The organism is Mycobacterium sp. NGS18 (assembly GCF_059813185.1).
Genome location: NZ_JCALEC010000006.1, coordinates 51,729 through 76,755 on the forward strand (window position 1 = coordinate 51,729; position 25,027 = coordinate 76,755).

General features: G+C 67.8%; 28 protein-coding genes and 1 riboswitch. Of the genes, 16 read left to right on the top strand and 12 right to left on the bottom strand.

Annotation, left to right across the window (positions count from 1 at the left end; translation table 11 throughout):
* Positions 1-5: 5 nt before the first annotated feature.
* Both AC5Y31_RS13300 and AC5Y31_RS13305 read left to right on the top strand, forming a co-directional pair.
* Entirely contained in the window at positions 6-251 is a 246-nt protein-coding gene (locus tag AC5Y31_RS13300) for a ribbon-helix-helix protein, CopG family (protein WP_109470856.1), read from the top strand.
* Complete coding sequence (locus AC5Y31_RS13305; RefSeq protein ID WP_065026078.1) at positions 238-546, top strand: type II toxin-antitoxin system PemK/MazF family toxin; 309 nt, start codon at positions 238-240, stop codon at positions 544-546. The genes AC5Y31_RS13300 and AC5Y31_RS13305 overlap by 14 nt, the downstream gene beginning before the upstream one ends.
* On the opposite strand, the gene AC5Y31_RS13310 is transcribed toward AC5Y31_RS13305, so the two are convergent.
* Entirely contained in the window at positions 547-1,242 is a 696-nt protein-coding gene (locus tag AC5Y31_RS13310; protein ID WP_499980866.1) for a guanylate cyclase, read from the bottom strand.
* Positions 1,243-1,264: 22 nt separating this feature from the next.
* Here AC5Y31_RS13310 and AC5Y31_RS13315 point away from each other — a divergent pair, with 22 nt between their 5' ends.
* Positions 1,265-1,423, top strand: a complete 159-nt coding sequence (locus tag AC5Y31_RS13315) for a hypothetical protein (protein ID WP_499980867.1) — start codon at positions 1,265-1,267, stop codon at positions 1,421-1,423.
* Here the strand turns inward: AC5Y31_RS13315 and AC5Y31_RS13320 are convergent.
* Complete coding sequence (locus AC5Y31_RS13320) at positions 1,420-2,241, bottom strand: adenylate/guanylate cyclase domain-containing protein (RefSeq protein WP_499980868.1); 822 nt, start codon at positions 2,239-2,241, stop codon at positions 1,420-1,422. The two genes, AC5Y31_RS13315 and AC5Y31_RS13320, sit on opposite strands and share 4 nt — an antisense overlap.
* Entirely contained in the window at positions 2,242-3,090 is an 849-nt protein-coding gene (locus AC5Y31_RS13325; protein WP_499980869.1) for an alpha/beta fold hydrolase, read from the bottom strand.
* Positions 3,091-3,115: 25 nt separating this feature from the next.
* Between AC5Y31_RS13325 and AC5Y31_RS13330 the strand changes: the two genes are divergently transcribed.
* The 9 genes from AC5Y31_RS13330 (at position 3,116) to AC5Y31_RS13370 (ending at position 11,734) form a co-directional block, all read left to right on the top strand.
* Positions 3,116-3,619: an Rv1363c family protein gene (locus tag AC5Y31_RS13330; protein ID WP_065024973.1), complete on the top strand. Its 504-nt coding sequence runs from the start codon at positions 3,116-3,118 to the stop codon at positions 3,617-3,619.
* Complete coding sequence (locus AC5Y31_RS13335; RefSeq protein ID WP_499980871.1) at positions 3,616-4,089, top strand: hypothetical protein; 474 nt, start codon at positions 3,616-3,618, stop codon at positions 4,087-4,089. Before AC5Y31_RS13330 ends, AC5Y31_RS13335 begins: the two co-directional genes overlap by 4 nt.
* Positions 4,090-4,099: 10 nt before the next feature.
* Positions 4,100-4,990: an alpha/beta fold hydrolase gene (locus tag AC5Y31_RS13340; RefSeq protein ID WP_065024975.1), complete on the top strand. Its 891-nt coding sequence runs from the start codon at positions 4,100-4,102 to the stop codon at positions 4,988-4,990.
* Between the two features lie 11 nt (positions 4,991-5,001).
* Positions 5,002-6,234, top strand: a complete 1,233-nt coding sequence (locus tag AC5Y31_RS13345) for a WS/DGAT/MGAT family O-acyltransferase (protein WP_499980872.1) — start codon at positions 5,002-5,004, stop codon at positions 6,232-6,234.
* 10 nt (positions 6,235-6,244) lie between these two features.
* The gene (locus tag AC5Y31_RS13350; protein ID WP_499980874.1) at positions 6,245-6,754 is read left to right on the top strand and encodes a DoxX family protein; all 510 of its coding nucleotides are present in this window, start codon (positions 6,245-6,247) and stop codon (positions 6,752-6,754) included.
* A gap of 77 nt (positions 6,755-6,831) precedes the next feature.
* Complete coding sequence (prpD, locus tag AC5Y31_RS13355; protein ID WP_499980875.1) at positions 6,832-8,337, top strand: 2-methylcitrate dehydratase PrpD; 1,506 nt, start codon at positions 6,832-6,834, stop codon at positions 8,335-8,337.
* A 64-nt stretch (positions 8,338-8,401) separates the two neighbouring features.
* Positions 8,402-10,126, top strand: coding sequence for a DUF3556 domain-containing protein (locus tag AC5Y31_RS13360; RefSeq protein WP_499980876.1), 1,725 nt, complete (start codon positions 8,402-8,404; stop codon positions 10,124-10,126).
* Between the two features lie 58 nt (positions 10,127-10,184).
* Complete coding sequence (locus tag AC5Y31_RS13365; RefSeq protein ID WP_065024978.1) at positions 10,185-10,901, top strand: FadR/GntR family transcriptional regulator; 717 nt, start codon at positions 10,185-10,187, stop codon at positions 10,899-10,901.
* A gap of 5 nt (positions 10,902-10,906) precedes the next feature.
* The gene (locus AC5Y31_RS13370) at positions 10,907-11,734 is read left to right on the top strand and encodes a sterol desaturase family protein (RefSeq protein WP_301631091.1); all 828 of its coding nucleotides are present in this window, start codon (positions 10,907-10,909) and stop codon (positions 11,732-11,734) included.
* A gap of 22 nt (positions 11,735-11,756) precedes the next feature.
* On the opposite strand, the gene AC5Y31_RS13375 is transcribed toward AC5Y31_RS13370, so the two are convergent.
* Positions 11,757-12,656 carry a sigma factor gene (locus tag AC5Y31_RS13375; protein ID WP_499980878.1) on the bottom strand — a complete coding sequence of 300 codons (900 nt, stop codon included), beginning with the start codon at positions 12,654-12,656 and terminating at the stop codon, positions 11,757-11,759.
* A 46-nt stretch (positions 12,657-12,702) separates the two neighbouring features.
* On the opposite strand from AC5Y31_RS13375, the gene AC5Y31_RS13380 reads away from it, so the two are divergent.
* A complete protein-coding gene (locus tag AC5Y31_RS13380; RefSeq protein ID WP_301635966.1) occupies positions 12,703-12,930 on the top strand; it encodes a hypothetical protein in 228 nt (75 codons plus the stop codon).
* A 54-nt stretch (positions 12,931-12,984) separates the two neighbouring features.
* Complete coding sequence (locus AC5Y31_RS13385; RefSeq protein ID WP_499980880.1) at positions 12,985-13,374, top strand: DUF1801 domain-containing protein; 390 nt, start codon at positions 12,985-12,987, stop codon at positions 13,372-13,374.
* A 39-nt stretch (positions 13,375-13,413) separates the two neighbouring features.
* On the opposite strand, the gene AC5Y31_RS13390 is transcribed toward AC5Y31_RS13385, so the two are convergent.
* The 3 genes from AC5Y31_RS13390 to AC5Y31_RS13400 all read right to left on the bottom strand — a co-directional run bounded on the left by AC5Y31_RS13390 (position 13,414) and on the right by AC5Y31_RS13400 (position 17,843).
* Complete coding sequence (locus AC5Y31_RS13390; RefSeq protein WP_065024982.1) at positions 13,414-14,292, bottom strand: crotonase/enoyl-CoA hydratase family protein; 879 nt, start codon at positions 14,290-14,292, stop codon at positions 13,414-13,416.
* A gap of 107 nt (positions 14,293-14,399) precedes the next feature.
* Positions 14,400-16,676 carry a 5-methyltetrahydropteroyltriglutamate--homocysteine S-methyltransferase gene (metE, locus tag AC5Y31_RS13395; protein ID WP_499980881.1) on the bottom strand — a complete coding sequence of 759 codons (2,277 nt, stop codon included), beginning with the start codon at positions 16,674-16,676 and terminating at the stop codon, positions 14,400-14,402.
* Between the two features lie 133 nt (positions 16,677-16,809).
* Positions 16,810-17,008: riboswitch (cobalamin riboswitch) on the bottom strand.
* A gap of 61 nt (positions 17,009-17,069) precedes the next feature.
* Positions 17,070-17,843, bottom strand: a complete 774-nt coding sequence (locus tag AC5Y31_RS13400) for an NAD(P)H-binding protein (RefSeq protein WP_499980883.1) — start codon at positions 17,841-17,843, stop codon at positions 17,070-17,072.
* 108 nt (positions 17,844-17,951) lie between these two features.
* Here AC5Y31_RS13400 and AC5Y31_RS13405 point away from each other — a divergent pair, with 108 nt between their 5' ends.
* Together AC5Y31_RS13405 and AC5Y31_RS13410 are read left to right on the top strand one after the other, a co-directional pair.
* Entirely contained in the window at positions 17,952-18,938 is a 987-nt protein-coding gene (locus tag AC5Y31_RS13405) for an LLM class flavin-dependent oxidoreductase (protein WP_065024987.1), read from the top strand.
* Entirely contained in the window at positions 18,935-20,005 is a 1,071-nt protein-coding gene (locus AC5Y31_RS13410; protein ID WP_499980884.1) for an NAD(P)H-dependent amine dehydrogenase family protein, read from the top strand. Before AC5Y31_RS13405 ends, AC5Y31_RS13410 begins: the two co-directional genes overlap by 4 nt.
* A gap of 2 nt (positions 20,006-20,007) precedes the next feature.
* On the opposite strand, the gene AC5Y31_RS13415 is transcribed toward AC5Y31_RS13410, so the two are convergent.
* From AC5Y31_RS13415 to AC5Y31_RS13435, 5 genes are all read right to left on the bottom strand, one after another.
* Entirely contained in the window at positions 20,008-20,886 is an 879-nt protein-coding gene (locus tag AC5Y31_RS13415; protein WP_065024989.1) for a mycofactocin-coupled SDR family oxidoreductase, read from the bottom strand.
* 81 nt (positions 20,887-20,967) lie between these two features.
* Positions 20,968-22,272 carry a TetR/AcrR family transcriptional regulator gene (locus AC5Y31_RS13420; protein WP_499980887.1) on the bottom strand — a complete coding sequence of 435 codons (1,305 nt, stop codon included), beginning with the start codon at positions 22,270-22,272 and terminating at the stop codon, positions 20,968-20,970.
* Between the two features lie 117 nt (positions 22,273-22,389).
* Complete coding sequence (locus AC5Y31_RS13425) at positions 22,390-23,676, bottom strand: amidohydrolase family protein (RefSeq protein WP_499980888.1); 1,287 nt, start codon at positions 23,674-23,676, stop codon at positions 22,390-22,392.
* Positions 23,677-23,751: 75 nt separating this feature from the next.
* Positions 23,752-24,450 (bottom strand): DUF3298 domain-containing protein, encoded by a 699-nt coding sequence (locus tag AC5Y31_RS13430; RefSeq protein WP_499980889.1) that lies wholly within the window; start codon positions 24,448-24,450, stop codon positions 23,752-23,754.
* Positions 24,450-25,016, bottom strand: coding sequence for an Rv1363c family protein (locus tag AC5Y31_RS13435; RefSeq protein ID WP_499980890.1), 567 nt, complete (start codon positions 25,014-25,016; stop codon positions 24,450-24,452). The genes AC5Y31_RS13430 and AC5Y31_RS13435 overlap by 1 nt, the downstream gene beginning before the upstream one ends.
* Positions 25,017-25,027 lie beyond the last annotated feature (11 nt).

Genomic DNA, 25,027 nt, shown 5'->3' on the forward strand with positions numbered 1-25,027 from the left:
TGACGATGATCAGTTTCCGGGCGGACGACGCCGATGTGGCGGAGGCCGAGCAGTGGGCTCGGCGACTGGACATCGATCGCTCTGAACTCCTCCGTGACGCACTGCGGCGCCACTTGGCCTCACTGGCGGCCGATCGCGACGTGCAGGCGTACGACGAGCAACCCGTCACCGACGACGAGAGCGCCTTTGCCGAGGTCGCCGATTGGGGGCCGGCGGAGGACTGGGCGGACTGGGCCGATGCGACACGGTGAGTTGTGGTTCGCGGCCGCCCCCGGTGGTGACCGGCCGGTGCTCGTTCTCACCAGGGATCCAGTCGCTGAGCGGATCGGCTCGGTGGTGGTTGCGGCACTGACCCGCACCCGCAGGGGGCTGGTGTCGGAGTTGGAATTGACCACCGCGGACGACGGGGTGCCCAGCGACTGCGTCGTCAATTTCGATAACATTCACACGTTGCCGCGCAACGCCTTTCGACGGCGGATCATCCGGCTGTCGCCGGTACGCATGCAGCAGGCCTGCCGCACGCTGCGGGCGAGCACAGGCTGCTGATCAAGACCCGACGACGACGATCTCGCGGCCCAGGTGATAGCCGGGGGTCAGCGGCAGGATGTCGCCACTCCAGAACGACCCGGGGTCGAACCAGTTCGCGTTCTTGTCGGTCGACAGCAGGCCCATCTCCTCGTAGGTGATGGCCACCGTCTCGGCGCAGTAGGCGGTTTGCAGCGCCACTTTGCTGTTGCGCGCCTTGCGGCGCTGGCTGATCTCGCGCGCTTTGCGTTCCAGGACAGGAATGCCGCGGGTCCAGTCGCCCAGTGTCGGCAGCCGGCCGCGCAGCCACCGGCCGGTGAGCCGCGCCGTGGTGGGAAACGCCGTGCCGTCCATCCGGGCGATCGCCTGCAGCAGCCGGTCTTCCTGCTTGCGAGTGATGGTTCCGTCGAGCTGACGGAACCAGCACCGCTGCTCGTAGCGGCCCGTCCACTGTTCGACGGCGGCCCGGGCATCGTTGAGCTGCACCCCGCGGTGGTTGGTGCCGGTCCAGAAGTCGAGCAGCTTGTCCCCGAGTTCCGCATGCCAGATCAGCGGCGGCAGGTCGTCGAGGGCCACCGTCATCCCGACGTGGTTCACCGGGGCGTTGGACAGGGTCTGGATGGCGCGGTCGGGACCGGAGCGGCCGCGGAACAGCCAGAGGTCGCCGGTGCGGGTCTCGGCCAGCGCACGCTCCAACGTCACGGTGTGTTCATCCACGTCAGCACCATAGGGTGTGATCGTGCGCAGCATTTGGAAATGGATCGGCCTGGCGGGCGTGGTCGGAGTCGCCGCCGGGGGAGTGCTGGTGGCGCGAGACCAGCGACGGCGGCGGGCCTACACGCCCGAAGAGGTCCGCGCCCGGCTGCATCAGCGGCTGGCCGAAGCCGGCGAGAATTAGTCGACGTTGACCGCGTACAGGCGGTGGGTGCCGGCGAAGCCCTTCAATTCGGCGTCGCGACCGGCGCCGACGGTGATGTCGTCGCAGTCCTTGACCGCGTCGCGCACCGCTCCGCTGACCAGGATCTCGGCGCCGTCGGCGGCCGCGGCAACGCGGGCGGCCATCGCGACGTTGCGCCCGAACAGGTCGTCGCCGCGGCGCACCGAGCGGCCCATGTGCACGCCGATGCGAACCCGGATCGGGTGCCCCGGCTTGCGGCCGCGCCGCGGCTGCAGTGCGCGTTGCAGCTCCATGGCGCAGCGCACCGCCTGGTCGGGTTGCGCGAACGCGATCATGTACCCGTCGCCCTGGCTTTTGACCACATGCCCGCCGTGCGCGCGGACCGTGCGCTGCACCATCTCGTCATGGCGGGCGATCAGCTTCACCCAGGCGCGGTCGCCGATGCGTTCGTTCAGCGCGGTGGACTCCTCGATGTCGGTGAACAAGATCACCACATGACCGTCCGGGGCGAGGCGGGCCAGATCGGGTCGCTCCACCTCGGCCCAGTCAGCGAGGTCTTCGATGGATGAACGTACGGCTGCCCCAAACCCCTGCTTGCGCACCAGGTTTGCCGTCTGCCACACGGTTTTGACGGCCTCACGGCCGCCGCTCAACAGCAGGTTACGGGTGTCGACGCGCTGTCGCAGATCCTCGGCCTCGGCCCGGGCCTGATGCAGCTGTCGGGTCAACACCGCCAGGGCGACGGCCTCGGCGACGACCACCGCCGCCAGTGCGCCGACCGCCAGCAGCGTCGGCGTCAGCCACCCGATCCCGAACATTCAGCGGGACACGAACTCGACGACGGCCGCACTGAAGGCGTCGTTGTCGTCGCCGGCCGCGGTGTGCCCGGCCTCGGACAATTCGACCAACCGCGCGCCGGGAACCTTGGCCAGGAAGTCCGCGACGCCTTCGGCGCTGACCACATCGGAGAGCTTGCCCCGGATCAGCAGGATCGGGATCTGCAGGCCGATGGCGGCCGCCTCGATCTTGTCGGTGCGCAGCGCCGGGTCGTCGCCGGGCTTGGTCATCAACGCCGGATCCCAATGCCAGAACCAGCGGCCGTCGCGGAACCGAAGATTCTTCTTCAGGCCCTCGGGACTGCGGGGTTTGGGCCGGTGCGGCAGGTATTCCGCCACGGCGTCGGCGGCCTGCTCCAGTGAGTCGAAGCCGTCGATGTGGCTGAACATGAAGTCGCGGATCCGCGCGCTGCCCTTCTTCTCGTAGCGCGGCACCACATCGACCAGCACCAGCTTGACCACCCGCTGCGGGCCTGCCTGATCGGCGACCAGTATCCCGGTCAGTCCGCCCATGCTCGCCCCGATCAGCACCACCGGGCGGCCGATCGCCTCGATGACCGCGACGGCGTCGGCGGCGAGCGTCTCGATGGCGTAGTCCGCGCCGGGCGCGCGGTCACTGTCACCGTGACCGCGGGTGTCGAGCGCAACGACGTGATAACCCCGCTCGGCCAGGATTTGACCGGTCTTGTGCCAGGAGTGCCGATTCTGGCCACCCCCGTGCAGCATCACGATCGTCGGGTCGGCGTCTGCGGCGATACCGCGGTTCCATTCATCGGCGACCAGCGTGACTCCGCCGACGCCGTCGAAGTCGACGGTCTGGGCTGTGCTCATCAGGAAATGGTAGACAGTGTGAATCATGGTGGGTGAGGACATCGCCGACGTCGGGCAGCGTCGCGCACTGATCGCAGGGCTGATCGGGGTGCTGGTTTTGGCGGGCCTGCTCGGCTGGCTCGGGTTCCGTGCCGAAGCGGCCCACCGCGCCGTCGCGCAGCGGGAGATGTTTCTGCATGCCGCCCGGCAGACCGCCCTTCACCTCACGACGGTCGATTACCAGGACCCCCAAGGTGATGTGCAGCGCGTCCTCGACTCGGCGACCGGCGAGTTCTACGAGCGGTTCGCCGAACGCGCCCCGGTGCTGATCGAGACCGTCACCCGGGAGCACTCGCAGGCGGTCAGCGCGGTGAGCGAGGCGGGTCTGGAATGGCAGTCCGGGGACGAGGCGCAGGTGCTGGTCGCCGTCAGCGTCGCCTCAAAGCATCTGGGCGGTCTGGATCTGCAGCCGCATGAGCTGAGGATGCGGATGACGGTGCAGCGGGTGGGCAAGCAGGCCAAGGTTTCCGACGTCGAGTACGTGACATGAGGCGGCTGGTCTACGGGGTGCTGCCCGGGCTGATCCTGGCCATGGCAGTGGCGGCCGGGTGGTTGAAGTGGTACGAGGGGACGATTCGCGCCGACGAGGCGGAGAGCGCCGAAACCATCTCGGCCGCAATCGAAACCACGATCCGAATACTGACGTTTGCTCCCGACACCATCGAACGCGATCTGGCCGGTGCACAGCAGCTGATGACCGACGGCTTCCGGGCGGAATTCGCGGCGCGCGCCCGCGATCGGATCATCCCCGATGCCAAGGCGCGCAATGTCACCGCGGTGGCCGAGGTTCCGGCAGCGGCATCGGTGTGGGCCACCCGCGATCACGCGGCAGTGCTGGTCTTCGCCGACCGCACCGTCACGGTCGGCTCCGCCGAGCCCGCTGAGGTCGATTCGAGCTACCGGGTGACATTGGACAAAGTCGACGGCCGGTGGCTGGTCGCGGGTTTCGAGCCGGTCTGAGGGGTAGACGATGAGTGAACCGCGGTGGATCGACGTGACGGCACCCGAGGTGGCGCTCAAGGCCCTGAGTTGGGGAGAGCCGGGCAACCCGGTGGCGTTGTGCCTGCACGGCTTTCCCGATACTCCCTACGGATGGCGTCGGGTGGCGCCCCGGCTGGTCGCGGCCGGCTGGCATGTGGTGGCGCCGTTCATGCGGGGTTACGCTCCGTCGTCGATCCCCGACGACGGCAGCTACCACCTCGGGGCGTTGATGGACGACGCGCTGCGGGTCTACGACACCGTGGGCGGGACCGGACGCGATGTGGTGATCGGTCACGACTGGGGCGCGATCACGGCCACCGGCTTGGCCGCCATGCCGGACAGTCCGTTCGCCAAGGCGGTGATCATGTCGGTGCCCCCGCCGGCGGCGCTTCGCGCGGCCGGGGCAGCGGACGGGATCGTCCTGGCCGGCCATCTGCCGGCGCAGCTGGTCCGTAGCTGGTACATCGGCTACTTCCAACTGCCGTGGCTGCCGGATCGGTCCGCCTCGTGGGTGCTGCCGCGGCTGTGGCGGCGCTGGTCACCCGGTTATGACGCCGAGGAGGATCTGCGGCACGTCGACGCGGCGATCGGGACGCCGGAGGGCTGGCGGGCGGCGCTGGGCCCCTACCGCGCCCTGCGCAGTGTGCAGGTGCCGGACCGATACGCCGATCTGCACCGGTACTGGCTGCAGCTGCCGCGGTTGCCGATCCTGTACCTGCACGGACGCACCGACGGCTGCATGTCACCGGCCTTCACCCGGTGGGTGGGTCCGGCGCTGGCGGACGGCAGTACGGCGGCCGTGGTCGAGCATGCCGGGCATTTCCTGCAACTCGAGCAGCCCGACGAGGTAGCCGACCGGGTGCTGCAATTCCTGACCTGATGAGCCGCGCGATGAGCGGACATCGGATGGCCGTGGTCGACGCGCAGTTCTACTGGATGTCGGCGAAGATCCCCAGCGACCAGTTCCTGCTCTACGCCTTCGCCGGAGTGCCGGCCGACCTCGACGCTGCCGTCGCAGAGGTGCTTTCCCGGGCCCGGCAGAGCCCGGCGCTGACCATGCGGGTCGAGGATGCCGGTTCCCTGAGCTACCCGCGGTGGGTTCCGGCGTTCGGCCACATCGGCGCGCTTCGGCATCGCGTTCCCGAGGACAGCTGGGCCGGTTGCCTGGACGCGGTGGTGCGGCTCGGCGGTGACCAGCTTGACGTCCGGGCGGCGCCGTGGCGGCTGCACGTGTTCGCACCGGTGCGCGGCATCCCCGGCCACCGCGGCGCCGGCACGGTGGCCGTGCTGCAGGTGGCACACGCCCTCGCGGACGGGGCGCGGGCCTCAGCGCTGGCGGCGTGGCTGTTCGGGCGCGCCGCACCGGTAACCGAGGTGGGCACCCCGGCGCGCGGGTTTCTGCCCTGGCGCGCGGTCGTCGCGGCACGGGCGCACCGCAGCCGCGTCCGCGACACCGCGGCCGGACTGTTGCCGCCTGCCGTCGGGGACCGGCCGCCGCTGGCCACCAACAACCGGCCGGCCGGCGCCCGCGCGGTACGCACCCTGGTGCGCCGCCGTGCGGAACTGAGCGGGCCCACCGTCACCGTGTCAGTGCTGTCGGCGGTGTCCGCGGCGCTGTCGGACTACCTCGACGAGCCGTGCGATGCGCTGGGCGCCGAGGTGCCGATGGCCAAGACCGGTGTTCGCCTGGCGCACAATCATTTCGGCAATATTGCGGTAGGACTGTATCCGCGATCGGATCGTGAGGTGCGCTGCGAACGGATCGCTGCCGACCTGGCCGGCGGCCGGCTTCGTGCCGAGCACCCGGCCACGGCGGCCGCCGACCGGGCCTTCGCGGCGACACCGGCGGCGCTGTTGCGTTGGGGTATCGGAAAGTTCGACCCGCTGGCCCGGCCGGTGCGGGTGACCGGCAACACCGTGGTGTCCAGCGTGCACCGAGGTGCGGCGGACCTGCGCTTCGGCACCGCGCCGGTGCTGCTGACCGCCGGGTTTCCCGCGCTGTCCCCGGCGATGGGCCTCACCCACGGCGTCCACGGCATCGGCGACACCGTGGTGATCAGCGTGCACGCCGCCGAGTCGGCGATCAGTGACGGATATCTACGATTACTGGATGCGTCATTGTAGTTTGGGGCACATGGCCGCTGCTGATGTTGCTTTGCTGATCCTGCGCCTGGTGCTGGGTGTGACCCTGGCGGCACACGGTTTCAACAAGTTCTTCGGCGGGGGCCGCATTCCGGGCACCGCCGGGTGGTTCGAGAGCATCGGGATGAAATACGGCACATTCCAGGCGGTGACGGCCGCCAGCGCCGAGATCGCCGCCGGGCTGGGACTGGCCGCCGGCCTGCTCACCCCGATCGCGGCCGCCGGGTTCGTGGCGCTGATGTCGGTCGCGGTGTGGACCGTGCACCGCGGCAACGGCTTCTTCGTGCTCAGCGAGGGCTGGGAATACAACCTGGTGCTGGCCACCGGCGCCGTCGTGGTGGCAATGCTCGGGCCGGGCCGGCTCAGCCTGGATCACCAGATCTTCTGCCGCTGTTGGCTCAACGGCTGGGCGGGCCTGGCGATATCGGTCGGGCTGGGGCTGGCCGGTGCGATCGGCCAGCTGGTGCTGTTCTACCGGCCGCCGGCCGTGACCGGCGAGTAAGCCAGTCCGCTACCGCCTGGCTGAACTGAAACGCGGTGGCCGACTGGCGTTTCGAAATCGTGCGTACGGTGTGAAACATGCAGGTACACCAGGTCCGAACCCGCCGCAGCGCCGAGGATTTTCCCCGCTCGGAGCACCTTGCCTGGAAGATCGCGGAGCTGGCGGTCGATCCGGTCGCCGTCCCAGACGACACCGCCGAGATGGTGATCAACCGGATCATCGACAACGCCGCCGTCAGCGCTGCGGCGGTGTTGCGCCGGCCGGTGACGGTCGCCCGCCGTCAGGCGCTGGCCCACCCGGCTGAGCCGGGCGCGCAGGTGTTCGGCGTTCCCGGTGGCTACTCGGCGGAGTGGGCGGCCTGGGCCAACGGGGTTGCGGTGCGCGAGCTGGACTTTCACGACACGTTCCTGGCCGCCGAATACTCCCACCCCGGCGACAACATTCCGCCACTGGTCGCCGTCGCCCAACAACTCGGTGTCTCCGGCTCCGAGCTGATCCGTGGCCTGGCCACCGCCTACGAGGTGCAGATCGGCCTGGCCAAGGGAATCTGCCTGCATGAGCACAAGATCGACCACGTCGCGCACCTGGGCCCGTCGGTGGCCGCCGGCATCGGCACCATGCTGCGGCTCAATCCGCAGGTCATCTACTCCGCGATCGGCCAGGCGCTGCACCTGACGACGGCCACCCGGCAGTCCCGCAAGGGAGGGATTTCCAGCTGGAAGGCCTATGCCCCGGCTCACGCCGGCAAGGTGGGCATCGAGGCGGTCGACCGGGCGATGCGCGGTGAGGGATCCCCGGCACCGATCTGGGAGGGCGAAGACGGCGTCATCGCGTGGCTGTTGTCCGGTCCCGAGCACACCTACCGGGTGGCGCTGCCCGGCCCCGGCGAACCCAAGCGCGCCATCCTGGACAGCTACACCAAGGAGCACTCGGCCGAATACCAGAGCCAAGCGCTGATCGATCTGGCGCGCCGGCTGCGGGAACGCATCGGCGATTTGGAGCAGGTCGCATCGATCGTGCTGCACACCAGCCACCACACCCATTACGTGATCGGGACGGGCTCGGGTGATCCGCAGAAGTCCGACCCGGATGCCTCGCGCGAGACCCTCGACCACTCGGCGATGTACATCTTCGCGGTGGCCTTGCAGGACGGCGCCTGGCACCACGAACGCTCCTACGCGCCTCAGCGGGCGCACCGCCCGGACACCATTGCGCTGTGGCACAAGATCTCCACCGTCGAAGACTTGGAGTGGACTCGCCGTTACCACTCGACCGAGCCGGACGAGAAAGCCTTCGGGGCGCGCGCCGAGGTGACATTGAAGAGCGGCGCGGTGATCACCGACGAACTGGCCATCGCCGACGCGCATCCGCTGGGGGCGCGGCCATTCGGGCGCACGCAGTACACCGCCAAGTTCGCCGAGCTCGCCGACGCAGTGGTCGAACCGGCCGAGCAGCATCGGTTCCTGGGGGCGGTCGAGGGCCTGGCGGGCCTTGACGGCGGGCAACTGGGTGCCTTGAACATCCTGGTCGATCCCCTGGTGCTGGACAAGGCGCCGGATACCCCGGAGGGGATATTCCGGTGAGCGGGCCAGGTGGGCTCGGGGGGTTTCCCCGCGCGTACCTAGAACACGTTCTAATCTGACGCTCATGGGCTTTCTCAAACAGGACACCCCACAGATCGATTTCGAGGAGTGGAGCCGGGGCACTCGGGCGGAGCGCATCATCCCGATGGCCCGGCACTGGGCCGAAGTCGGCTTCGGCACCCCGGTGCTGCTGCATCTGTTCTACGTGGTCAAGATCGGCCTGTACATCCTGGGTGCGTGGCTGATCTGTCTGACCACGCGCGGTATCGATGGCTTCACCGATGTCGCGCATTGGTACGCCGAGCCGGTGGTGTTCGAGAAGGTCGTGCTCTACACGATGTTGTTCGAGGTGATCGGCCTGGGCTGCGGGTTCGGGCCACTGAACAACCGGTTCTTCCCGCCGATGGGATCAATCTTGTACTGGTTGCGCCCGAACACCATTCGGCTGCCGCCGTGGCCGGGTCGGATACCGCTGACCGCCGGCGATCGCCGTACCCCGTTCGACGCTGCGCTGTACGGCACGCTGCTGGTGTTGCTGCTCATTGCGCTGTTCTCCGACGCGACCGGGCCGGTCCCGGCGCTGGGGACGACGGTCGGGGTGCTGCCGGCGTGGCAGATCTGGGCGGTGCTGGGCGTGCTGGCGGTGCTTGGGCTTCGCGACAAGGTGATCTTCCTGGCGGCCCGCGGCGAGGTCTATGCCTCCTTGACCGTCGCCTTCCTGTTCGCCGGCTACGGCGTGGACCTGATCCTGGGCGCCAAACTGGTATGCCTGGTCATCTGGCTGGGCGCGGCGACCTCCAAACTCAACAAGCACTTCCCGTTCGTCATCTCCACGATGATGAGCAACAACCCGTTGTTTCGGGCGCGGTCGGTCAAACGCAAGTTCTTCGAACACTTTCCGGACGACCTGCGGCCGGGCCGATTGTCGCGCTGGCTCGCGCATTTCTCCACGGTGATCGAGATGGGTGTTCCGCTGGTGTTGTTCTTCAGCCACGGCGGGTGGCCCACCGCGATCGCCGCGTTCGTCATGCTGTGCTTCCACTTCGGCATCCTGTCGGCGATTCCGATGGGAGTTCCGCTGGAATGGAACGTGTTCATGATGTTTTCGGTGCTGGCGCTTTTCGTCGGCCACGCCGGCGTCGGGCTGGGCGATCTGACGACGCCGCTGCCGATCCTGCTGTTCGTCGTGGTCGCGGGAACCGTCGCACTCGGAAACCTGTTCCCGCGCAAGGTCTCCTTCCTGCCGGGCATGCGCTACTACGCCGGCAACTGGGATACCACACTGTGGTGCATCAAACCGTCCGCCGACGCGAAGATCGCCGCCGGCATCGTCGCGATCGCCAGCATGCCCGCCGCTCAGCTGGAGAAATTCTACGGCAGCAAGGAGGCTGCCCAGATCCCGATGTACATGGGATATGCGTTCCGTGCCTTCAACACTCACGGCCGGGCGTTGTTCACCTTGGCGCACCGCGCGATGGCCGATCAGAACGAGGACGACTACGTCCTCACCGACGGCGAGCGGATCACCAGCACCGCGATCGGCTGGAACTTCGGTGACGGGCACTTCAGCAACGAACAGCTGATCGCCGCGTTGCAGCAGCGGTGCAGATTCGAGCCGGGGGAGGTGCGGGTGGTGATTCTCGACGCCCAGCCCATCCACCGGCAAACCCAGTCCTACCGGCTGGTGGACGCCGCCACGGGGGAATTCGAGCGCGGCTATGTGCGGGTAGCCGACATGGTGACCCGCCAGCCGTGGGACGACGACGTGCCGGTACACGTCCAGATGTGACCCAGATAACCGGTCCAACCAGTTGACCAGTCGGGCCCGGTGCTCGACCATATAGCCCATGGATCTGGCGCCCATTCCCCGGACCGCGATCTCCGACACGATCTTCGTGCGCCTCGTCGAGGAGATCCTGACCGGACGCCTGCCGGCCGGCGAACCCCTGCCGTCCGAACGCGAACTGTCCCTGACTCTGCAGGTCAACCGGCATGCGGTGCGCGAGGCGCTCAAGCGGTTGCAGCAGGCCGGGCTGGTCCGGATCAGCCACGGCGGTAAGACCCGGGTGCTGGACTGGCGCGAAAGCGCCGGCCTGGATGCCCTGACCGGGCTGGCCCTTGCCGGAGTGATCCCCGCGCGCCAGATCATCGGCGACGTCGCGGTGATGCGGCGTTCGATCGCTGCGGATGCCGCACGACTCTGCGCGCGGAGCGCCTCGGCGCAGCAGCGGTCCGCGATCACTGCCGCCGCCACGGCATACCCGGCCTCCGGGGAGCTGGAGTTGGTGATCGACGCCGACCTGACGTTCTGGATCGCCGTCATCGACGGGTCCGGCAACATCGCCTACCGGCTGGCGCTGAACACCCTGGTCGCCGCCTACGACGAGATCGGACGTGAGGCGATCTACGCGCTGGGGGCCGCCGAATTCGCTGACCGCAGCGCACACATCGACCTGGCCGCCGCGATCGCGGCAGCCGACGAGGACGCCGCGTACCGGCTGGCCGAAGAGTTGCTGACCCGGTTCGTGGCGGCCTGCCAGGCCGACGCCGAAGGGGAGGGGTAACCGCCATGTTCGATCTCATCGCACACGCGATCCCAGTCTTCGTGCTCTGCCTGGTTCTGGAGTTGGTGTCCTTCGCGGTGCTGCCGAACGACGAGGAGCGTGGCTACGAATTACGGGATACCCGAACCAGTCTCACCATGGGCATCGGCAACGTGATCATCAACATCGGCTGGAAGCTGGCGGTGCTGGCGGTCTTCAGCGGGGCCTACCTGCTGGCGCCGGTTCACCTGCCGGCGAGTAACCCGCTGACCTGGATCGCGCTGTTCGTCGCCGACGACTTCGCCTACTACTGGTACCACCGCACCCACCACACCATCCGGGTGTTCTGGGCCAGCCACGTGGTGCACCACTCCAGTCAGCACTACAACCTGTCCACCGCCCTGCGTCAGACCTGGACACCGTTCACCGCGGTCCCGTTCTGGGTGCTGCTGGCGTTCGCCGGGTTCGCCCCGTGGATGATCCTGCTGCAGCAGTCCATCAGCCTGCTCTACCAGTTCTTCATCCACACCGAGCGGGTCGGAAAGCTCTGGCGGCCCGTCGAATTCGTCTTCAACACCCCGTCGCACCACCGGGTCCACCACGGGTCGAACGAGAAGTACCTCGACACGAACTACGGCGGCATCCTCATCGTGTGGGACCGGCTGTTCGGCACCTTCCAGCCGGAGGCGGAGCGGGTCGTCTACGGGCTCACCAAGAACATCGAGACGTTCAACCCGGTGCGGGTGGCCACCCACGAGTACGTCGCGATCTGGCGCGACGTACGGGGTGCACGCAATTGGCGGGCGGTATGGGGCCACCTGTTTCGCGGGCCGGGATGGCAGCCCGCCGGCTGACAGGCAGCGCGACTCGCGAAGATTACCCAGAATCCCGGGCGTTGCTACCGACACGATGTCGGACCCCCGCCAGGACGTCCTCGGCGGCGCGGAACCGCAGGTGATGGATCTGCCCGGTCGCGACGGTGAAGTCGAAGGCGACCTTGACCTGTCCGCGGTGGATCCAGGCGGCGCCCGGGCGATTCTCGACGAACACAGCAAAGGCAGCTGCCGCAGCGCCGTTGAAGAAACCGGCTACCTCGCCGGCGCCCTCCAAGCGTGTCGGCGTCCCAAGCGCAATCGCGGACGCATCGGCAGTCACCACCACGTCGGGAGCCAGCAACTCGAGCAGCTGTGCGAAGTCTCCCTCGCGCGCCGCGGTCATAAACGCGTCCACGACCTCCCAATCGGCGAGAGCATCGGCGGGCGCTGGTGGGCGCACCTTGGCCCGAGCTCGCGAGGCCAGCTTTCGCGCCGCGACCGAGGTGGTGTCGAGCATCGTCGCGATCAACTCGAAGTCAAAACCGAAGCTGTCGTGCAAGACAAACGCCACCCGCTCGGCGGGCGTGAGCCGGTCGAGCACCACCTGCAGTGCGATACCGACGGTGTCAGCCAGTACCAAGTCGTCGGCGGGATCGGGTGCCGTCGTTTCAACGTCTATCGACTCCGTCGGTATCGGCGTACGAGTTCGTAGCCGGTCCAAGCACAGCCGAGAGGTCACCGTTGTCAGCCAGCCCGGCAGATTTGTGATCGGGGCATCGGCGGCCACCAGCCGTAACCACGCCTGCTGAACGACGTCCTGCGCCGCGTCGACATCTCCCAGGATGTGCGCAGCGATGCGCTGCAGGCGTGGGCGCTCGGCCTCGAAGCCGTCAGCAAGCTGCTCGTCACTCACCATGGCGGTCACACTTTCGTCGTCGGGTGCGTCAACATCCTGACGCACCCGGACCGCCCGGTGCGACCAAGAGGAGGAGAACCCCGTGAAGACCATGACCTGCCAGGAACTGGGTGGACCATGCAACTTCGCCCACCGCGGTGAGAGCGCCGACGAGATCATCAAGGCGCAGGACCGGCACCTCAAGGAACTCGTCAAGGCCGGCGACGACGCACACGTGCCAGCCCGAGACGACATGAAGGGCCGCTGGCGCCGCCCCATGAAGGCGATGGGCTGGTACAACGATGTCAAGAAGCGGTTCGCCGAGCTGCCCGAGGCGTGAGACCGTGAATCCGGCATCATCAGATTTCAGGTACTCGTATCGAGGAGCGCACATATGGCATCCGAGAAGCGCACGGTCAACAGCGATGATCCGTCAGCTCTGATCGACGGCCGCATCGCCGAATTGGCCGACTGGCGCGGTGAGCTGCTGGCCACCATCCGCGAAGTGATCACCACGACGCTGCCCGCCGTGGTGGAACAGTGGAAATGGCGCGGTGTGCCCACGTGGTACCAGGACGGGATCATCTGCACCGGAGAGACCTACCGGGAGAAGGTCAAGCTCACCTTCGCCAAGGGAGCCTCGCTGCCCGACCCGACCGGACTGTTCAACGCCAGCCTCAACGGCAACACCCGGCGTGCGATCGACCTCCTGGAAGGCGACACCCTGGACGCGAAGGCCTTCGCGGCCCTCGTCCGCGCAGCCGCCGAACTCAACGCGCAATGACGTAACACTGGATGCCTCGGCGATCACCGCCGGCGGGGCTTACCCGCGCGGCACCCACTCGCCGTAGAACGGCGGCATCGCCGAGGCCCGGGAGGTGAACTGCGGGTCACGCTTCTCCAGGAAGGCCCGCACCCCGTCGGCCCCGTCGCCGATGCTGGTGTAGAACATCGCCAGCGAATCGACCCGGTGCGCGTCCACCGGGTCGGGCTGCGCGGAGTTGCGGTAGAGCATCTGGCGGATCAGCGCGAACGACACCGGCGAGCGGCCCTTGGTCCAGGCATCGGCCAGCTCTCGCGCCTGCGCCAGCAGCACGTCCGGCTCGTGCAGCGACTGGGCGATCCCGCAGGCGCGCGCGCCCTCCGCGTCCAGGATGTCGGCGCGGTAGAGGAGGTCCAAAGCCGTTGGCACCCCGACGATCCGGGGCAGGAACCAGGTCGAGCAGGCTTCCGGGGTGATACCGAGCTTGCCGAACACCAGCCCGAACCGGGCCTTGGTGGAGAACAGCCGGGCGTCCATCGCCAGCATCATGGTGGCGCCGATCCCGACCGCGGCACCGTTGACCGCGGCGATCACCGGTTTGCGGCAGCCGTAGATCGCCAGCGTCACCCGCCCGCCGGTGTCGCGCACCCGGGCCAGCTCCGGATCGTCGAGGTCGGCCATGTCGGCCAGGGACGGTGTCTTCGACTCGTCGAGGCCGAACACGTTGCCCGAGCTGGACAGGTCCATGCCCGCGCAGAACGCCCGCCCCTCACCGGTGACGATCACCGCGCGGACGCCGTCGTCGTCGTTGACCTCGACGAAGGTGCGCTCCAGCTCCTCGGCCATCTCGACGGTGAAGGCGTTGAGGTTGTCCGGTCGGTTCAGGTACACGGTGAGGATGCCGTCTTCGACCTCGTGGCGGATCGTGTTGAAGTCCATGGCTCGAGACTAGCGACGGTCCCGATCTGAGCCGCGAGCAGACGCGAAAGCCCCTAAAACCGGCCGGAAAAAGGGGCTTTCACGTCTGCTCGCGCAGAGGGACGGACCTAGACTCCGGCGCGGGCCTGCTTGGCCGCGGCGACCAGGTTGGCCAGCGAGGCGGTCACTTCATCGGTCTTGCGGGTCTTCAGGCCGCAGTCCGGGTTCACCCAGAGTCGTTGCGCTGGAACCGCGTCAAGGGCTTCCCGCAGCGAGGTGGCCATCTCGTCGGTGCTGGGCACCCGTGGCGAGTGGATGTCGTAGACGCCCGGCCCCACCCCGTTGGAGAAGCCGATCGCGTTGAGGTCGTCGAGCACCTCCATGTGCGAGCGTGCCGCCTCGAGGGAGGTGACGTCGGCGTCGAGGTCGGCGATCGCACCGATCACCTCGCCGAACTCCGAGTAGCACAGGTGGGTGTGGATCTGGGTCGCGTCGCTCACCCCCGACGTCGACAGCCGGAAGGCGCCGACCGCCCAGTTCAGGTAGGCGTCCTGGTCGGCCTTGCGTAGCGGCAGTAACTCGCGCAGCGCGGGCTCATCGACCTGGATCACCGCGATGCCGGCTTTCTCCAGATCCACGGTCTCGTCGCGGATGGCCAGCGCCACCTGGTTGGCGGTGTCGGCCAGCGGCTGGTCGTCGCGGACGAACGACCACGCCAGGATGGTCACCGGGCCGGTGAGCATGCCCTTGACCGGCTTGTCGGTCAGTGACTGGGCGTAGGTGGCCCACTCCACCGTCATCGGATGCGGACGGAAGACGTCGCCGAAGAGCACCGGCGGCCGCACGCACCGGCTGCCGTAGGACTGCACCCAGCCGTTGGCGGTGGCGAAGAAGCCCTCCAGTTGCTCGGCGAAGTACTGCACCATGTCGTTGCGCTCCGGCTCGCCGTGCACCAACACGTCGAGGCCCAGCTGCTCCTGCAGTTTGATGACATCGGCGATCTCGGCCTTCATCCGGCGGGTGTACTCGCCCCTGTCGATCTCACCGGCGAGCAGCGCGGCCCGGGCCTTGCGGATGTCGACGGTCTGCGGGAACGACCCGATGGTGGTGGTCGGCAGCGGCGGCAGATGCAGCCGCTCGTCCTGAGCGGCACGCCGGGCCTCGGCGCTGCCGCGGTGCGCGCCGGCCGCGGTGATCGTCGCGATCCGGCCACGCACGTCGGCGTTGTTCAGCCGCGGGTCGGACTTGCGCGAGGCCACCGCGGCCTGGGATGCGGCGATCTCGTCGGCTACGGCGTCGCGGCCCTCGGCCAGGGCCCGAGACAAGACGGCCACTTCGGTCACCTTCTCGGCGCCGAATGCCAGCCAGCTGCGCAGGTTGTCGTCCAGCGCCGAATCGGCCTCATACGCCAGCGAGTAGGGGACATGCAGCGTCGAGCACGACGTGGATACCGCCACCGCAGCCGCCGACCCCCGCACGGTCGCCAGCTTCGCCAGCGCGGCCTCCAGGTCGGTGCGCCAGATGTTGCGGCCGTCGACGACACCGGCGACCAGGGTCTTGGAGGCCAACTCCGGAACTGCGGCCACCGAGTCCACCGAGCCGTAGACCAGGTCCACGCCGATCGCCTCGACCGGGGTCCGGGCCAGCGCGGCCAGCGCACCGCCCGGGTCGCCGAAGTAGGTGGCGACGAAGATCGCCGGCCGGCCCGCCACACCGGCGAGGCGGCTGTAGACCTGTTCGGCCAGCGCCGGGGCGTCCGGGGCGCCGTCCGTCACCAACACCGGCTCGTCGATCTGCACCCACTCGGCCCCGGCTTCGGCCAGCTTGGAAAGCAGCTCGGCGTAGACGTCGGTCAGCTCGTCGAGGCGGAAGATCGGCGCCGGCGCACCGTCGACCGCCTTGCTCAGCTGCAGGAAGGTGATGGGACCGATGATCACCGGGCGAGCCGGAACCCCTTGCTCGGCAGCCTCTTTGAACTCAGCGAGCACCTTGGCCGGATTCAGCGCGAACTTGGTGTCCGGGCCGATCTCCGGAACGATGTAGTGGTAGTTGGTGTCGAACCACTTCGTCATCTCCAGCGGGGCGATCTCGGAGTTGCCCCGTGCGGCGGCAAAGTAACGGTCCAGCTCGTCGGCCACCCCGGCGACCCGCTGCGGGAGCGCACCGAGCAGCACCGCGGTGTCGAGCATCTGGTCGTAATAGGAGAACGTGTTCACCGGCACCGAGTCCAGACCAGCGGCGACCAACTGTGCCCAGGTGTCGCGGCGCAGGCCGGCAGCGACCTTCTTCAGTTCGTCTTGTCCTATCCGGCCGGCCCAGTAACTCTCGGTGGCGCGCTTGAGTTCGCGGCGCGGCCCGATTCGCGGAGATCCGAGAACGGTGGCGGTAAAGGGTTGAACGGTCACGATGCGATCCTTTGATCCAGAGGGTGGGTCTCCGCCGGCGGTCGTCCAGCCAATCCGGTTCCGTGCAATTTAACGCACTATAACGCTGAAAAACCAGACGCCCATTCCGCGAGGCGTTGATCCGCCGGGCGCGGCGCGCTCGACACAACAGGCACGTCTTCGGACTCGCAGGCGCGCACCGGGGTGCTCCTAGTGGCCGTCGCTTCCCAGTCGCGGGCGAACCCCTGACCAGTGCCTTTGACGGCGGTCGTTCCTGCATACCGCTGCGGGACAGTCCCGGACTCTCACCGGGTTCCCTCTCGCGCTCCACGGAAAACCGCGTCGCGCTCGATGCCAACGGCGCCACTACTACCGGCGATGTCGGCAAACCAGTTGCGTGGTCGACGTTACCCGTCAATCGCCCTGAAGGGCTGCCAGAGCCTCCGGGATGGGCGCCTGCCCGTCGTTGAACTCGATGGTGCGGCGAATCGTCGAGGTGCCGGTCAGGCAGGTCGCGGTCACCAGCGCGACATTGCCCCGGGACACCTCACCTTTGCCGGTGTGCGGGCCGATATCGATCCGGCCGGTCGCCGGCTCCAGGGTCAGCCGACTCGGCCCCAGCACCGTCCAGTCCAGATCGGTAGCCCGCAGATGGGCGTCGGCGGCCGCCTTGGCCTGCGCGTACGGGTAGAACGGATCGTCTTCCGCCACGCCGTGATCAGGACCGGCGCCGAAGTAGGACACCATCACAAAGCGCCGGATGCCGGCTTGCGCGGCGGCGTCGATGGTGCGGATGGCGGCGTCGCGGTCGACGGCGTAGGTGCGGGCCGGGTCGCCACCACCGGCGCCGGCGGAGAACACCACCGCATCGTGGCCGGCCAACAGGTCGGCCAGCGCGGCGGTGTCGAGTTGCTCGATGTCGGCCACCACCGGAATCGCCCCCGTCACCGCGACCTCCTCGGAGTGGTCGGGATTGCGGAACACCGAACTGACCTCGTGGCCGGGTTCATGCGGCGGTCCCAGCTTCGCCTCTCCTTCGTCGAGCCTCGCTGAACCGCTCGGTTCATGCGGCGGTCCCAGCTTCGCCTCTCCTTCGTCGAGCCTCGCTGAACCGCCGGGTTCGGTCAGGATGCGGCTGAGTAGCAGGGCGACCTTGCCGTGGCCGCCGATGATCACAATGCGCGCCATGGCTTCGACCGTACATGTGGCCGGCGTACGGCGCGCTCGGTCCGTTCATGGGTATGAGAACAAATATTAGGTTATAGTCGGCCGGACGCCCGAAGGAGTTGCCGGCACATGTTCACGCTTCGCTTCGACATGCGGGCGCCGGTGTCGGCTGCACCCCGCGCTGAGCTGTACGCCGCGGCCATCGAAATGTGCGCCTGGGCCGAGACCCGCGGTGCGATCGCCGCGGTGCTGTCCGAGCATCACGGCACCGAGGACAATCACCTGCCGTCGCCACTGGTGCTGGCTACGGCCATCGCCGCCCGCACCGAGGCATTGAGGATCATGCTCGCCGCGGTGGTCCTGCCGTTCTGGGATCCGGTCCGGCTGGCCGAAGACATGAGCGTGCTCGACATCATCAGCAATGGGCGCGTCGCCTATGCCTTCGGACTCGGTCACCGCGCGCAGGAGTACGAGCACTTCGGCATCGAAATCGGCACCCGCGGAACGCTGGCCGATGAGAAGTTGAGCCTGCTGCTGGCGCTGTTGCGCGGTGAGCCGGTCCGCTATGAGGGCCGCCGAATCCATGTGACCCCGGCCGGTGTGACACCGGGTGGCCCGCACATCATGATCGCCGGCGGCAGCGCGGCGGCGGCCGTCCGTGCCGCCCGGCACGGTCTGGGATTTCTCGCTCAGGCGAATCCGGCTGGCCTGAAAGATTTTTACGAATCGCAGTGCCGGGAGCACGGCCATGAGCCTGGTCCGGCCCAGTTCCCCGAGCCTGACGCGCCGACGACCGTCTTCGTTGCAGACGACGTGGATAAGGCTTGGGGCGAACTCGGACCGTACCTGCTCCACGATGCCGTCACCGCCGCCGGCTACCGGCACGGAGATGAGAGCGTAGCGAGCATCTCGCGGGCCGCCAGCGTGACGGAACTGCGGGAAGCACCCGGGCCGTACCGCATCTTCACCATCGGGGAGGCCGTCGAGCAGCTGCGGTCCGGTCGCAGCCTGCCGCTGCTTCCGCTGTGCGGCGGGCTTCCGCCCACCCTTGCCTGGCCCTATCTGGAACATGCAGTGGCAGCCGTTGGGCGCGCGAACTCGGAGGGGAAAGCATGAATCGGAAAACCCGCGTCGTGGTGTGGTCAACCGGCGGTGTCGGCTCCATTGCGATCGACGCGATCCGGCACCGGCCCGATATGGAACTCGTTGGGGTCTGGGTGCATTCGACCGAGAAGGCGGGCCGTGATGCCGGCGAACTCGCCGGTGGCACCGCGCTCGGGGTGGCGGCGACCGGTGACGCCGATGCGCTGATCCGACTGCGGCCGGACTGCGTCGTGTATGCCGCGAGCGGACCGGACCGCGACGCTGCAGCGGTGCCCGACTATCTGCGGCTGCTGGAGGCAGGGATCAACGTCGTCTCGACGTCGTCGACCAGCCTGGTGTATCCGCCGAGCTACTTTCATCCCGAGTGGCGCGAACAGCTACAGGCGGCGGCCAAGGCCGGTGCCGCGTCGTTCTACGTGTCCGGGGTCTTTCCGGGCTTCGGCTCCGATCAGCTCGCCCTGATGCTGGCTACTCAGTCCAAGTCGATTCGCACGCTGACGGTGCGCGAGATCGCGCTCAACGACCACTACCCGGTTGCCGACGTCATGATGGATGGGATGGGATTCGGCCGGCCGCTGGACTTCGAGCCGATGCTGAGCACCCCGGGCTTCATCGAGATGGCTTGGAGCGCACCGATTCACCTGATGGCGCAGGGTCTGGGCGCGCAAGTCGAGGAGATCCGCGGTTCGCTGGACCGGCGGGTCACACGTCGCGATATCGAAGTGGCCTTCGGGACTATCGCGGCCGGGACGTGCGGCGCGGTGTGCACCCGGGCGGTCGGCGTCGTCGACGGACGGGAGGCCATCGTGGTCGAGCACATCATCCGGATGGCCCGCGACGTCGCACCGGACTGGTTGGCCTCGGACTGTGACGCCACCTATCGGGTGGACATCGACGGCGATCCCGACATCCACTGCGCGATGACCCTGGGTGACGCAGCAGGTCACGGTGCCGGCCGGGGCGCGATGGCGGCGACCGCGATGCGCGTCGTCAATGCGGTGCCTTATGTGGTGGACGCGGGTCCGGGGCTGCTGAGTTCGCTGGATCTGCCGATCACGTTGCCCCGCCACGCATTCTGAGGTTATCCACCTGGCCCGTTGGGCCACTTGAGCAGCGATCCGGCGTCGACGCGGATGTGCTGACCGGTGATGTAGCGGGCGTCGTCGCTGGCCAGGAAGACCCCGAGGTTGGCCATGTCCTCGGGCTCGATGTAGGGGATCGGCATGGCCTGGAAGAGGGTGAACAACGGTTCGGCGTCCTCGCGGGTGGCCTTCTTGCCTTGCGAGGTCAGATCCGGGCGGAACATCGAGTACATGCCGTCGTTCTGCAACAGGTGGGTGTTGCAGTTGGTCGGGTGAATGGCGTTGACCCGGATCATCCGCGGCGCCAGGTGCAGGCTCATCTCATCGACGTACTCCATCACGATGCGCTTGCTCCACCCATAGCCGGCGCCACCGGGACCCATGTTCGGATTGTCGGTGGTGCCGCGGATCATTCCGGCGGTCGAACCCGTGACGATGACCGATGCGCCGTCGGGCAGGTGCGGAATGGCGACCGCCACGGTGTTCATCACCCCGACCAGGTCGACGTCGGAGGCGTCGACGAACTGCATCGGGTCGGGTTTGCCCATGGCCATCGGCAGGATGCCGGCGTTGGCGACGACGATGTCGATCTTGCCCAGGTCGGCCAGGCCGGCCTCCACCGCGTCACGCAGTTCGTGCCGCTCGCGCACGTCAGCGATGCGCGCGACGACCCGGCGGCCCAGTTCCTTGACCGCTCGTTCGGTCTCGGCGAGATCATCGGGCGTCGCCAGCGGGTAGGGGTTCGACTCGATCTGGCGACAGATGTCCACCGCGATGATGTCGGCGCCTTCTCTGGCCATCGCGAGGGCGTGGGCACGGCCCTGGCCGCGGGCAGCGCCGGTGATGAATGCGACCTTGCCGCTGAGCTTTCCGGACATGGACCGAACCTATGTGACGGGGTCCGCTTAATCAATAGGTATCGGAACAAAACTTTGGTAGCAGTTTCCCGCCGACGTTCGCTAGCCGGCGGGGCTGCGCTCGGCGGCCCCGCGCACCAGGGTGTCGCGAGCCAGGATCAGCGCGGCGCGGGTTCCCTGGGCGCGCACAATGTTCTCCGGCACCCACAGCAGGTCCATCACGCATCGCGACAGCATCTCCATCGACGGCGTCTCGACCCGGATGTCGGCCGAGCGAGTCCCGGCCGACAACAGCGATTTGAGTTGCCGCAGTCGGGTGGTGAACGCCAGGCCGGGGTTGGGAGTGTCCGGCGGGGAGTGCCGCATCCAGGCGAGCTGGATCTTCCACTCGTCCGGGAATTGGTCCAGGGCGTTGATGTTGATCCAGCTCAAGGCGTCGAGCTTGGCTATCGGTGTCGCGTCCGCACGCAGCACGGCCGCGAATCCACCACCGGCTTTGGCGCCGAATGAGGCCATGATCGAGGCCAGCAGCTCGTCTTTCGAGCCGATCAGCCGGTAGACCGTGCCGGTTCCCATCCCCGCCGCGGAGGCGATATCGCGGACGGTGGTGACCTCGTAGCCTTTGCTTCCGAACTCAGCGCGGGCGACCCGGCGGACGTGGGCGGCCTTGTCATCGGCTTCGGCCGCGCGTTCGTCGGCCCAGGTCTGGATCGCCGCTTCGGCGGCCATGAACGCCGGGGAGCGGTCCAACTCGTCGTCGCTGCAGGGCCCAGCGGCCAAGCCCTGCAACATGATGCGACTGAGCAGCGCCGCGGTCTGGTCGGCGGCCGCCTTGTGCCGGATGACGTCGAGCCCGACATGCATCATCGACTGGCACATCCGGTCGGCGAGCGTCGGTAGGTCGATGTCCGGCCGGATGTGACCGCTCCAGCGCGCGGCCCGCAGGGTCTGCAGCATGGCGTGCTGAGCGCCGGTGGGCGGATTCTGTAGCAGCTTGACCAGTTCCGGATTCGCGCTGGGCGCCTCGTAGAACGACATCTGCAGTGCGGCGCGGTGCGCGACGGCGCACCGCGCGATCGCCGCGCCCAATTCCACGATCGCGTCGGTGACCGGCGCAGAACCCAGTTCGTCCAACCGCTCCTGTGCCACGTCGCCGACCTGCTCGAGGTCGGCGTGGTAGCGCCGGACGAGCTCGACCAGGATGGCTTCCTTGGAGTCGAAATGGTGGTAGAGGCTGCCGGGCAGAATGCCGGCGGCATCGGCGATCTCCTGCAGCGAGGTCCGCAGGCCGGAGGAGGCGATCAGGGTCGCGGCGGTCTGCAGAATCTCGGTGCGGCGCGTGCCGTCGTCGTAGCCGCCGGTACGGTTCGCGGAAGTTGCCGCTCCGGCTGGCTTTCGGCGCCCCACCGTACCTCCACTACGCCCGTGATCAGCCGGGATGTACCCGAGCACCTAGTGACCGAACATTTGGTTGAACGCTACCAGAAGGTAACTGTCGGGCCGGGCAGTTGGGCCGGGCGCCGATCAGGTCCCGGTGGGCAGTTTAGCGGCCAGGTCGAGCACGGTCACGGTGTCGGTGCCGGTCTTCTTCAACCGCTGCGAGGAGCGGTAGCCCAGGTCCACGTCGCGCGCCTGCGCCCGCAGCGCACCGACGGTGAGTTGCTCGCGCGGCAGCTTCCCGAACATGTCAAAGGAGAAGAGCCGCAGCGCGTTCTCGTGGGTGATCTTGTCTATCTCGTCGTCGGGCACGCCGTTGAGGTAGCCGGCGAGTGACTCCGGTGCCAGTGGCCACGTCGAGTCGGAGTGCGGATAGTCGCATTCCCAGGTGATCATGTCGAGGTTGAGCTTGTGCCGGTTCTCGATACCGAAGCCGTCGTCGATGAAGCAGGTCACGATGCGCTCCAGGAAGACCTCGCTGGGCAGCTTGCCTCCGAAGTTCTGATGGGTCCAGGCGCGGTGCATCTTGTAGACCCGGTCGACGCGCTCCAGGAAGTAGGGAATCCAGCCGATGCCGCCTTCGGAGAGCGCGAAGGTCAGGTCGGGGAACTTGCGCAGCGTCGGCGACCAGACCAGATCTGCCGCCGCATTGACGATGCTCATCGGCTGCAGGGTGATCATGGTGTCGACGGGGGCGTCGATCGAGGTGATCACCACCGATGACGACGAACCGATGTGCAGGCAGACGACGGTGTTCTCGTCACTGCAGGCCTGCCAGAACGGATCCCAGTGCGGGTCGTGCAGCGAGGGGTACTCGAGTTTGGTGGGGTTCTCCGAGAAGGTGACCGCGTGACAGCCCTTCTTCGCCACCCGCCGGACTTCGTCGGCCATCAGGTTCGGGTCCCAGATCGGCGGCAGTGCCAGCGGGACCATCCGGCCCGGGTAGGTGCCGCACCATTCGTCGATGTGCCAGTCGTTGTAAGCACGCAGCACCGCCAGCGCGAGATCCTTGTCCTTGGCGCGAGCGAAGTACTGTCCGCAGAACTGCGGGTAGGACGGGAAGTTCATCGCGGCGGCGACGCCGTTGGCGTTCATGTCGCGGATCCGCTCGTGGATGTTGTAGCACCCTTCGCGGATCTCGCTCAGTTTGGTCGGCTCGGCGCCGTACTCGTCCGGGGGGCGGCCGGCGACCGCGTTGAGGCCGACGTTGGTGGCTTCCTGTCCCTCGAAGACCCAGGCGTCGGTGCCGTCGGCGCGCTGGATCAGCTTGGGCACATCATCTTTGTATCTGTCGGGGATGTGGCCCTCGAACATGTCGGGCGGCTCGACGAGGTGGTCGTCGACTGAAACGAGGACGAAGTCGTCCATCTTCATTCCGGGCTCCTCGGGCTGTGCGGGTCATCAACCGGCGTCACGTGTGTCCGACTCTACGGCGGAACAGATATTTGGTCAACGCTCTGCGATGGAGGCGAACTCGGGGGTGATCAGGTCGTCGATCTCGGCCCACGGGATGGTGATGACCTTGAGGCCGCGACCGAATTGCACGTCAGGAAAGTGGAACTCGATGCCGTCGCGGGTGGGGATCCAGCGCCTGAAGTTGATGTCGACCGGTGCGAACTGGCCGGCGCGCCGCCAGTCGCGCAACTCCGCCGGCGAAGCGACCGGTGTCAGACGCGCCTCTACCCGTTCGCCGAGGCGAGTCAGCCCGGCCGTCTTGTCGCGGAACAGGTTGTCCCACGTGATGATGTCACCGGTGCGGGTGTCGCAGACAACCGTGCCGACCGTCTGCATCGGCATGTGCGGCTCCGCGGTGTTGTAGGACCCGACGAAGACCTCCGATACCGTCGTGGCCCGGACGTGCAGCGTTCCCTTCGCGTCAAAGGTCCATGGCCGCCGCGTTGATCCGTCCCAGGTTGCTTGGGTGACTTCACGGTTCGCCTCGGCGTCGATGTGGTCGTTGATGGCCTCCGACGTCGGTGACTCGCCGGCACCGAGGCGCTGATAGTGCACGGTCCAGGTTCCCAGACCGTCGGGGCTGGCACCGGAGATCACCGCTTCGGCGGTTTCGGCGCGGGCGACCGCCGCCGTAACGGTGCTGCCCAGCACGAGCAGCACCAGGATCGGAGCGATTCGCCGTGCGAGGCTCACTATTTGAGCTCAACGCGACTGGCCAGCCATCGGCCGTCGACCCGTTCCATGGTCATCGCGGCCCGGCTGCGATCCAGCCGTGCCGCCGGGTTGGCGACATTGGTGATCGCCTGGTCGATGAAGAGCAGCACCTCGACTCTGTTCTTCGTCGCGGACTTGACCGCGGAGTCCACCACGATTCCCCTGCTCATCGCCTTGTTGTCGATCAACACCTGGCGCAGTTGGGCCGCCGACTGGCTGTACATGTCCCGGAATTCGCCGGTCGCGCCGTCGACTACCTTCGCGAAGTTGTCGTCGACGCTGGTGGTGTCGATGCTCGTCAGCGTGGTGGCATAGGTCTGCGCGGACGCCAGCGCCGCCTTGCTTGCGGCGGCGATGCCGCGCTGCTGCTGGTAGTTCCAGCCCAGGAAAGCCAACGCCCCCAGCGCCGCGACGGAGATGACGGCAGCGACCGCCAGGGCGACACGACGCCGGCGGTGGCGGGGAGCGGGTGGCGACGCGGCCTCCTCGTCGCCCTCTTCGGAGACGTCGGCCGCGGGCGTCTCGTCGCAGAGTTGAGCGGTCATGGTTTCCTCCT

What these genes read in the sequence shown, in the direction of transcription:
- AC5Y31_RS13300 (WP_109470856.1), top strand. Translation starts at nt 6, where the DNA reads ATGATCAGTTTCCGGGCGGACGACGCCGATGTGGCGGAGGCCGAGCAG.
- AC5Y31_RS13305 (WP_065026078.1), top strand. Translation starts at nt 238, where the DNA reads ATGCGACACGGTGAGTTGTGGTTCGCGGCCGCCCCCGGTGGTGACCGG.
- AC5Y31_RS13320 (WP_499980868.1), bottom strand. Translation starts at nt 2,241, where the DNA reads ATGTTCGGGATCGGGTGGCTGACGCCGACGCTGCTGGCGGTCGGCGCA.
- AC5Y31_RS13325 (WP_499980869.1), bottom strand. Translation starts at nt 3,090, where the DNA reads ATGAGCACAGCCCAGACCGTCGACTTCGACGGCGTCGGCGGAGTCACG.
- AC5Y31_RS13330 (WP_065024973.1), top strand. Translation starts at nt 3,116, where the DNA reads ATGGTGGGTGAGGACATCGCCGACGTCGGGCAGCGTCGCGCACTGATC.
- AC5Y31_RS13335 (WP_499980871.1), top strand. Translation starts at nt 3,616, where the DNA reads ATGAGGCGGCTGGTCTACGGGGTGCTGCCCGGGCTGATCCTGGCCATG.
- AC5Y31_RS13340 (WP_065024975.1), top strand. Translation starts at nt 4,100, where the DNA reads ATGAGTGAACCGCGGTGGATCGACGTGACGGCACCCGAGGTGGCGCTC.
- AC5Y31_RS13345 (WP_499980872.1), top strand. Translation starts at nt 5,002, where the DNA reads ATGAGCGGACATCGGATGGCCGTGGTCGACGCGCAGTTCTACTGGATG.
- AC5Y31_RS13350 (WP_499980874.1), top strand. Translation starts at nt 6,245, where the DNA reads ATGGCCGCTGCTGATGTTGCTTTGCTGATCCTGCGCCTGGTGCTGGGT.
- prpD (WP_499980875.1), top strand. Translation starts at nt 6,832, where the DNA reads ATGCAGGTACACCAGGTCCGAACCCGCCGCAGCGCCGAGGATTTTCCC.
- AC5Y31_RS13360 (WP_499980876.1), top strand. Translation starts at nt 8,402, where the DNA reads ATGGGCTTTCTCAAACAGGACACCCCACAGATCGATTTCGAGGAGTGG.
- AC5Y31_RS13365 (WP_065024978.1), top strand. Translation starts at nt 10,185, where the DNA reads ATGGATCTGGCGCCCATTCCCCGGACCGCGATCTCCGACACGATCTTC.
- AC5Y31_RS13370 (WP_301631091.1), top strand. Translation starts at nt 10,907, where the DNA reads ATGTTCGATCTCATCGCACACGCGATCCCAGTCTTCGTGCTCTGCCTG.
- AC5Y31_RS13380 (WP_301635966.1), top strand. Translation starts at nt 12,703, where the DNA reads ATGACCTGCCAGGAACTGGGTGGACCATGCAACTTCGCCCACCGCGGT.
- AC5Y31_RS13385 (WP_499980880.1), top strand. Translation starts at nt 12,985, where the DNA reads ATGGCATCCGAGAAGCGCACGGTCAACAGCGATGATCCGTCAGCTCTG.
- AC5Y31_RS13390 (WP_065024982.1), bottom strand. Translation starts at nt 14,292, where the DNA reads ATGGACTTCAACACGATCCGCCACGAGGTCGAAGACGGCATCCTCACC.
- AC5Y31_RS13400 (WP_499980883.1), bottom strand. Translation starts at nt 17,843, where the DNA reads ATGGCGCGCATTGTGATCATCGGCGGCCACGGCAAGGTCGCCCTGCTA.
- AC5Y31_RS13405 (WP_065024987.1), top strand. Translation starts at nt 17,952, where the DNA reads ATGTTCACGCTTCGCTTCGACATGCGGGCGCCGGTGTCGGCTGCACCC.
- AC5Y31_RS13410 (WP_499980884.1), top strand. Translation starts at nt 18,935, where the DNA reads ATGAATCGGAAAACCCGCGTCGTGGTGTGGTCAACCGGCGGTGTCGGC.
- AC5Y31_RS13415 (WP_065024989.1), bottom strand. Translation starts at nt 20,886, where the DNA reads ATGTCCGGAAAGCTCAGCGGCAAGGTCGCATTCATCACCGGCGCTGCC.
- AC5Y31_RS13425 (WP_499980888.1), bottom strand. Translation starts at nt 23,676, where the DNA reads ATGAAGATGGACGACTTCGTCCTCGTTTCAGTCGACGACCACCTCGTC.
- AC5Y31_RS13435 (WP_499980890.1), bottom strand. Translation starts at nt 25,016, where the DNA reads ATGACCGCTCAACTCTGCGACGAGACGCCCGCGGCCGACGTCTCCGAA.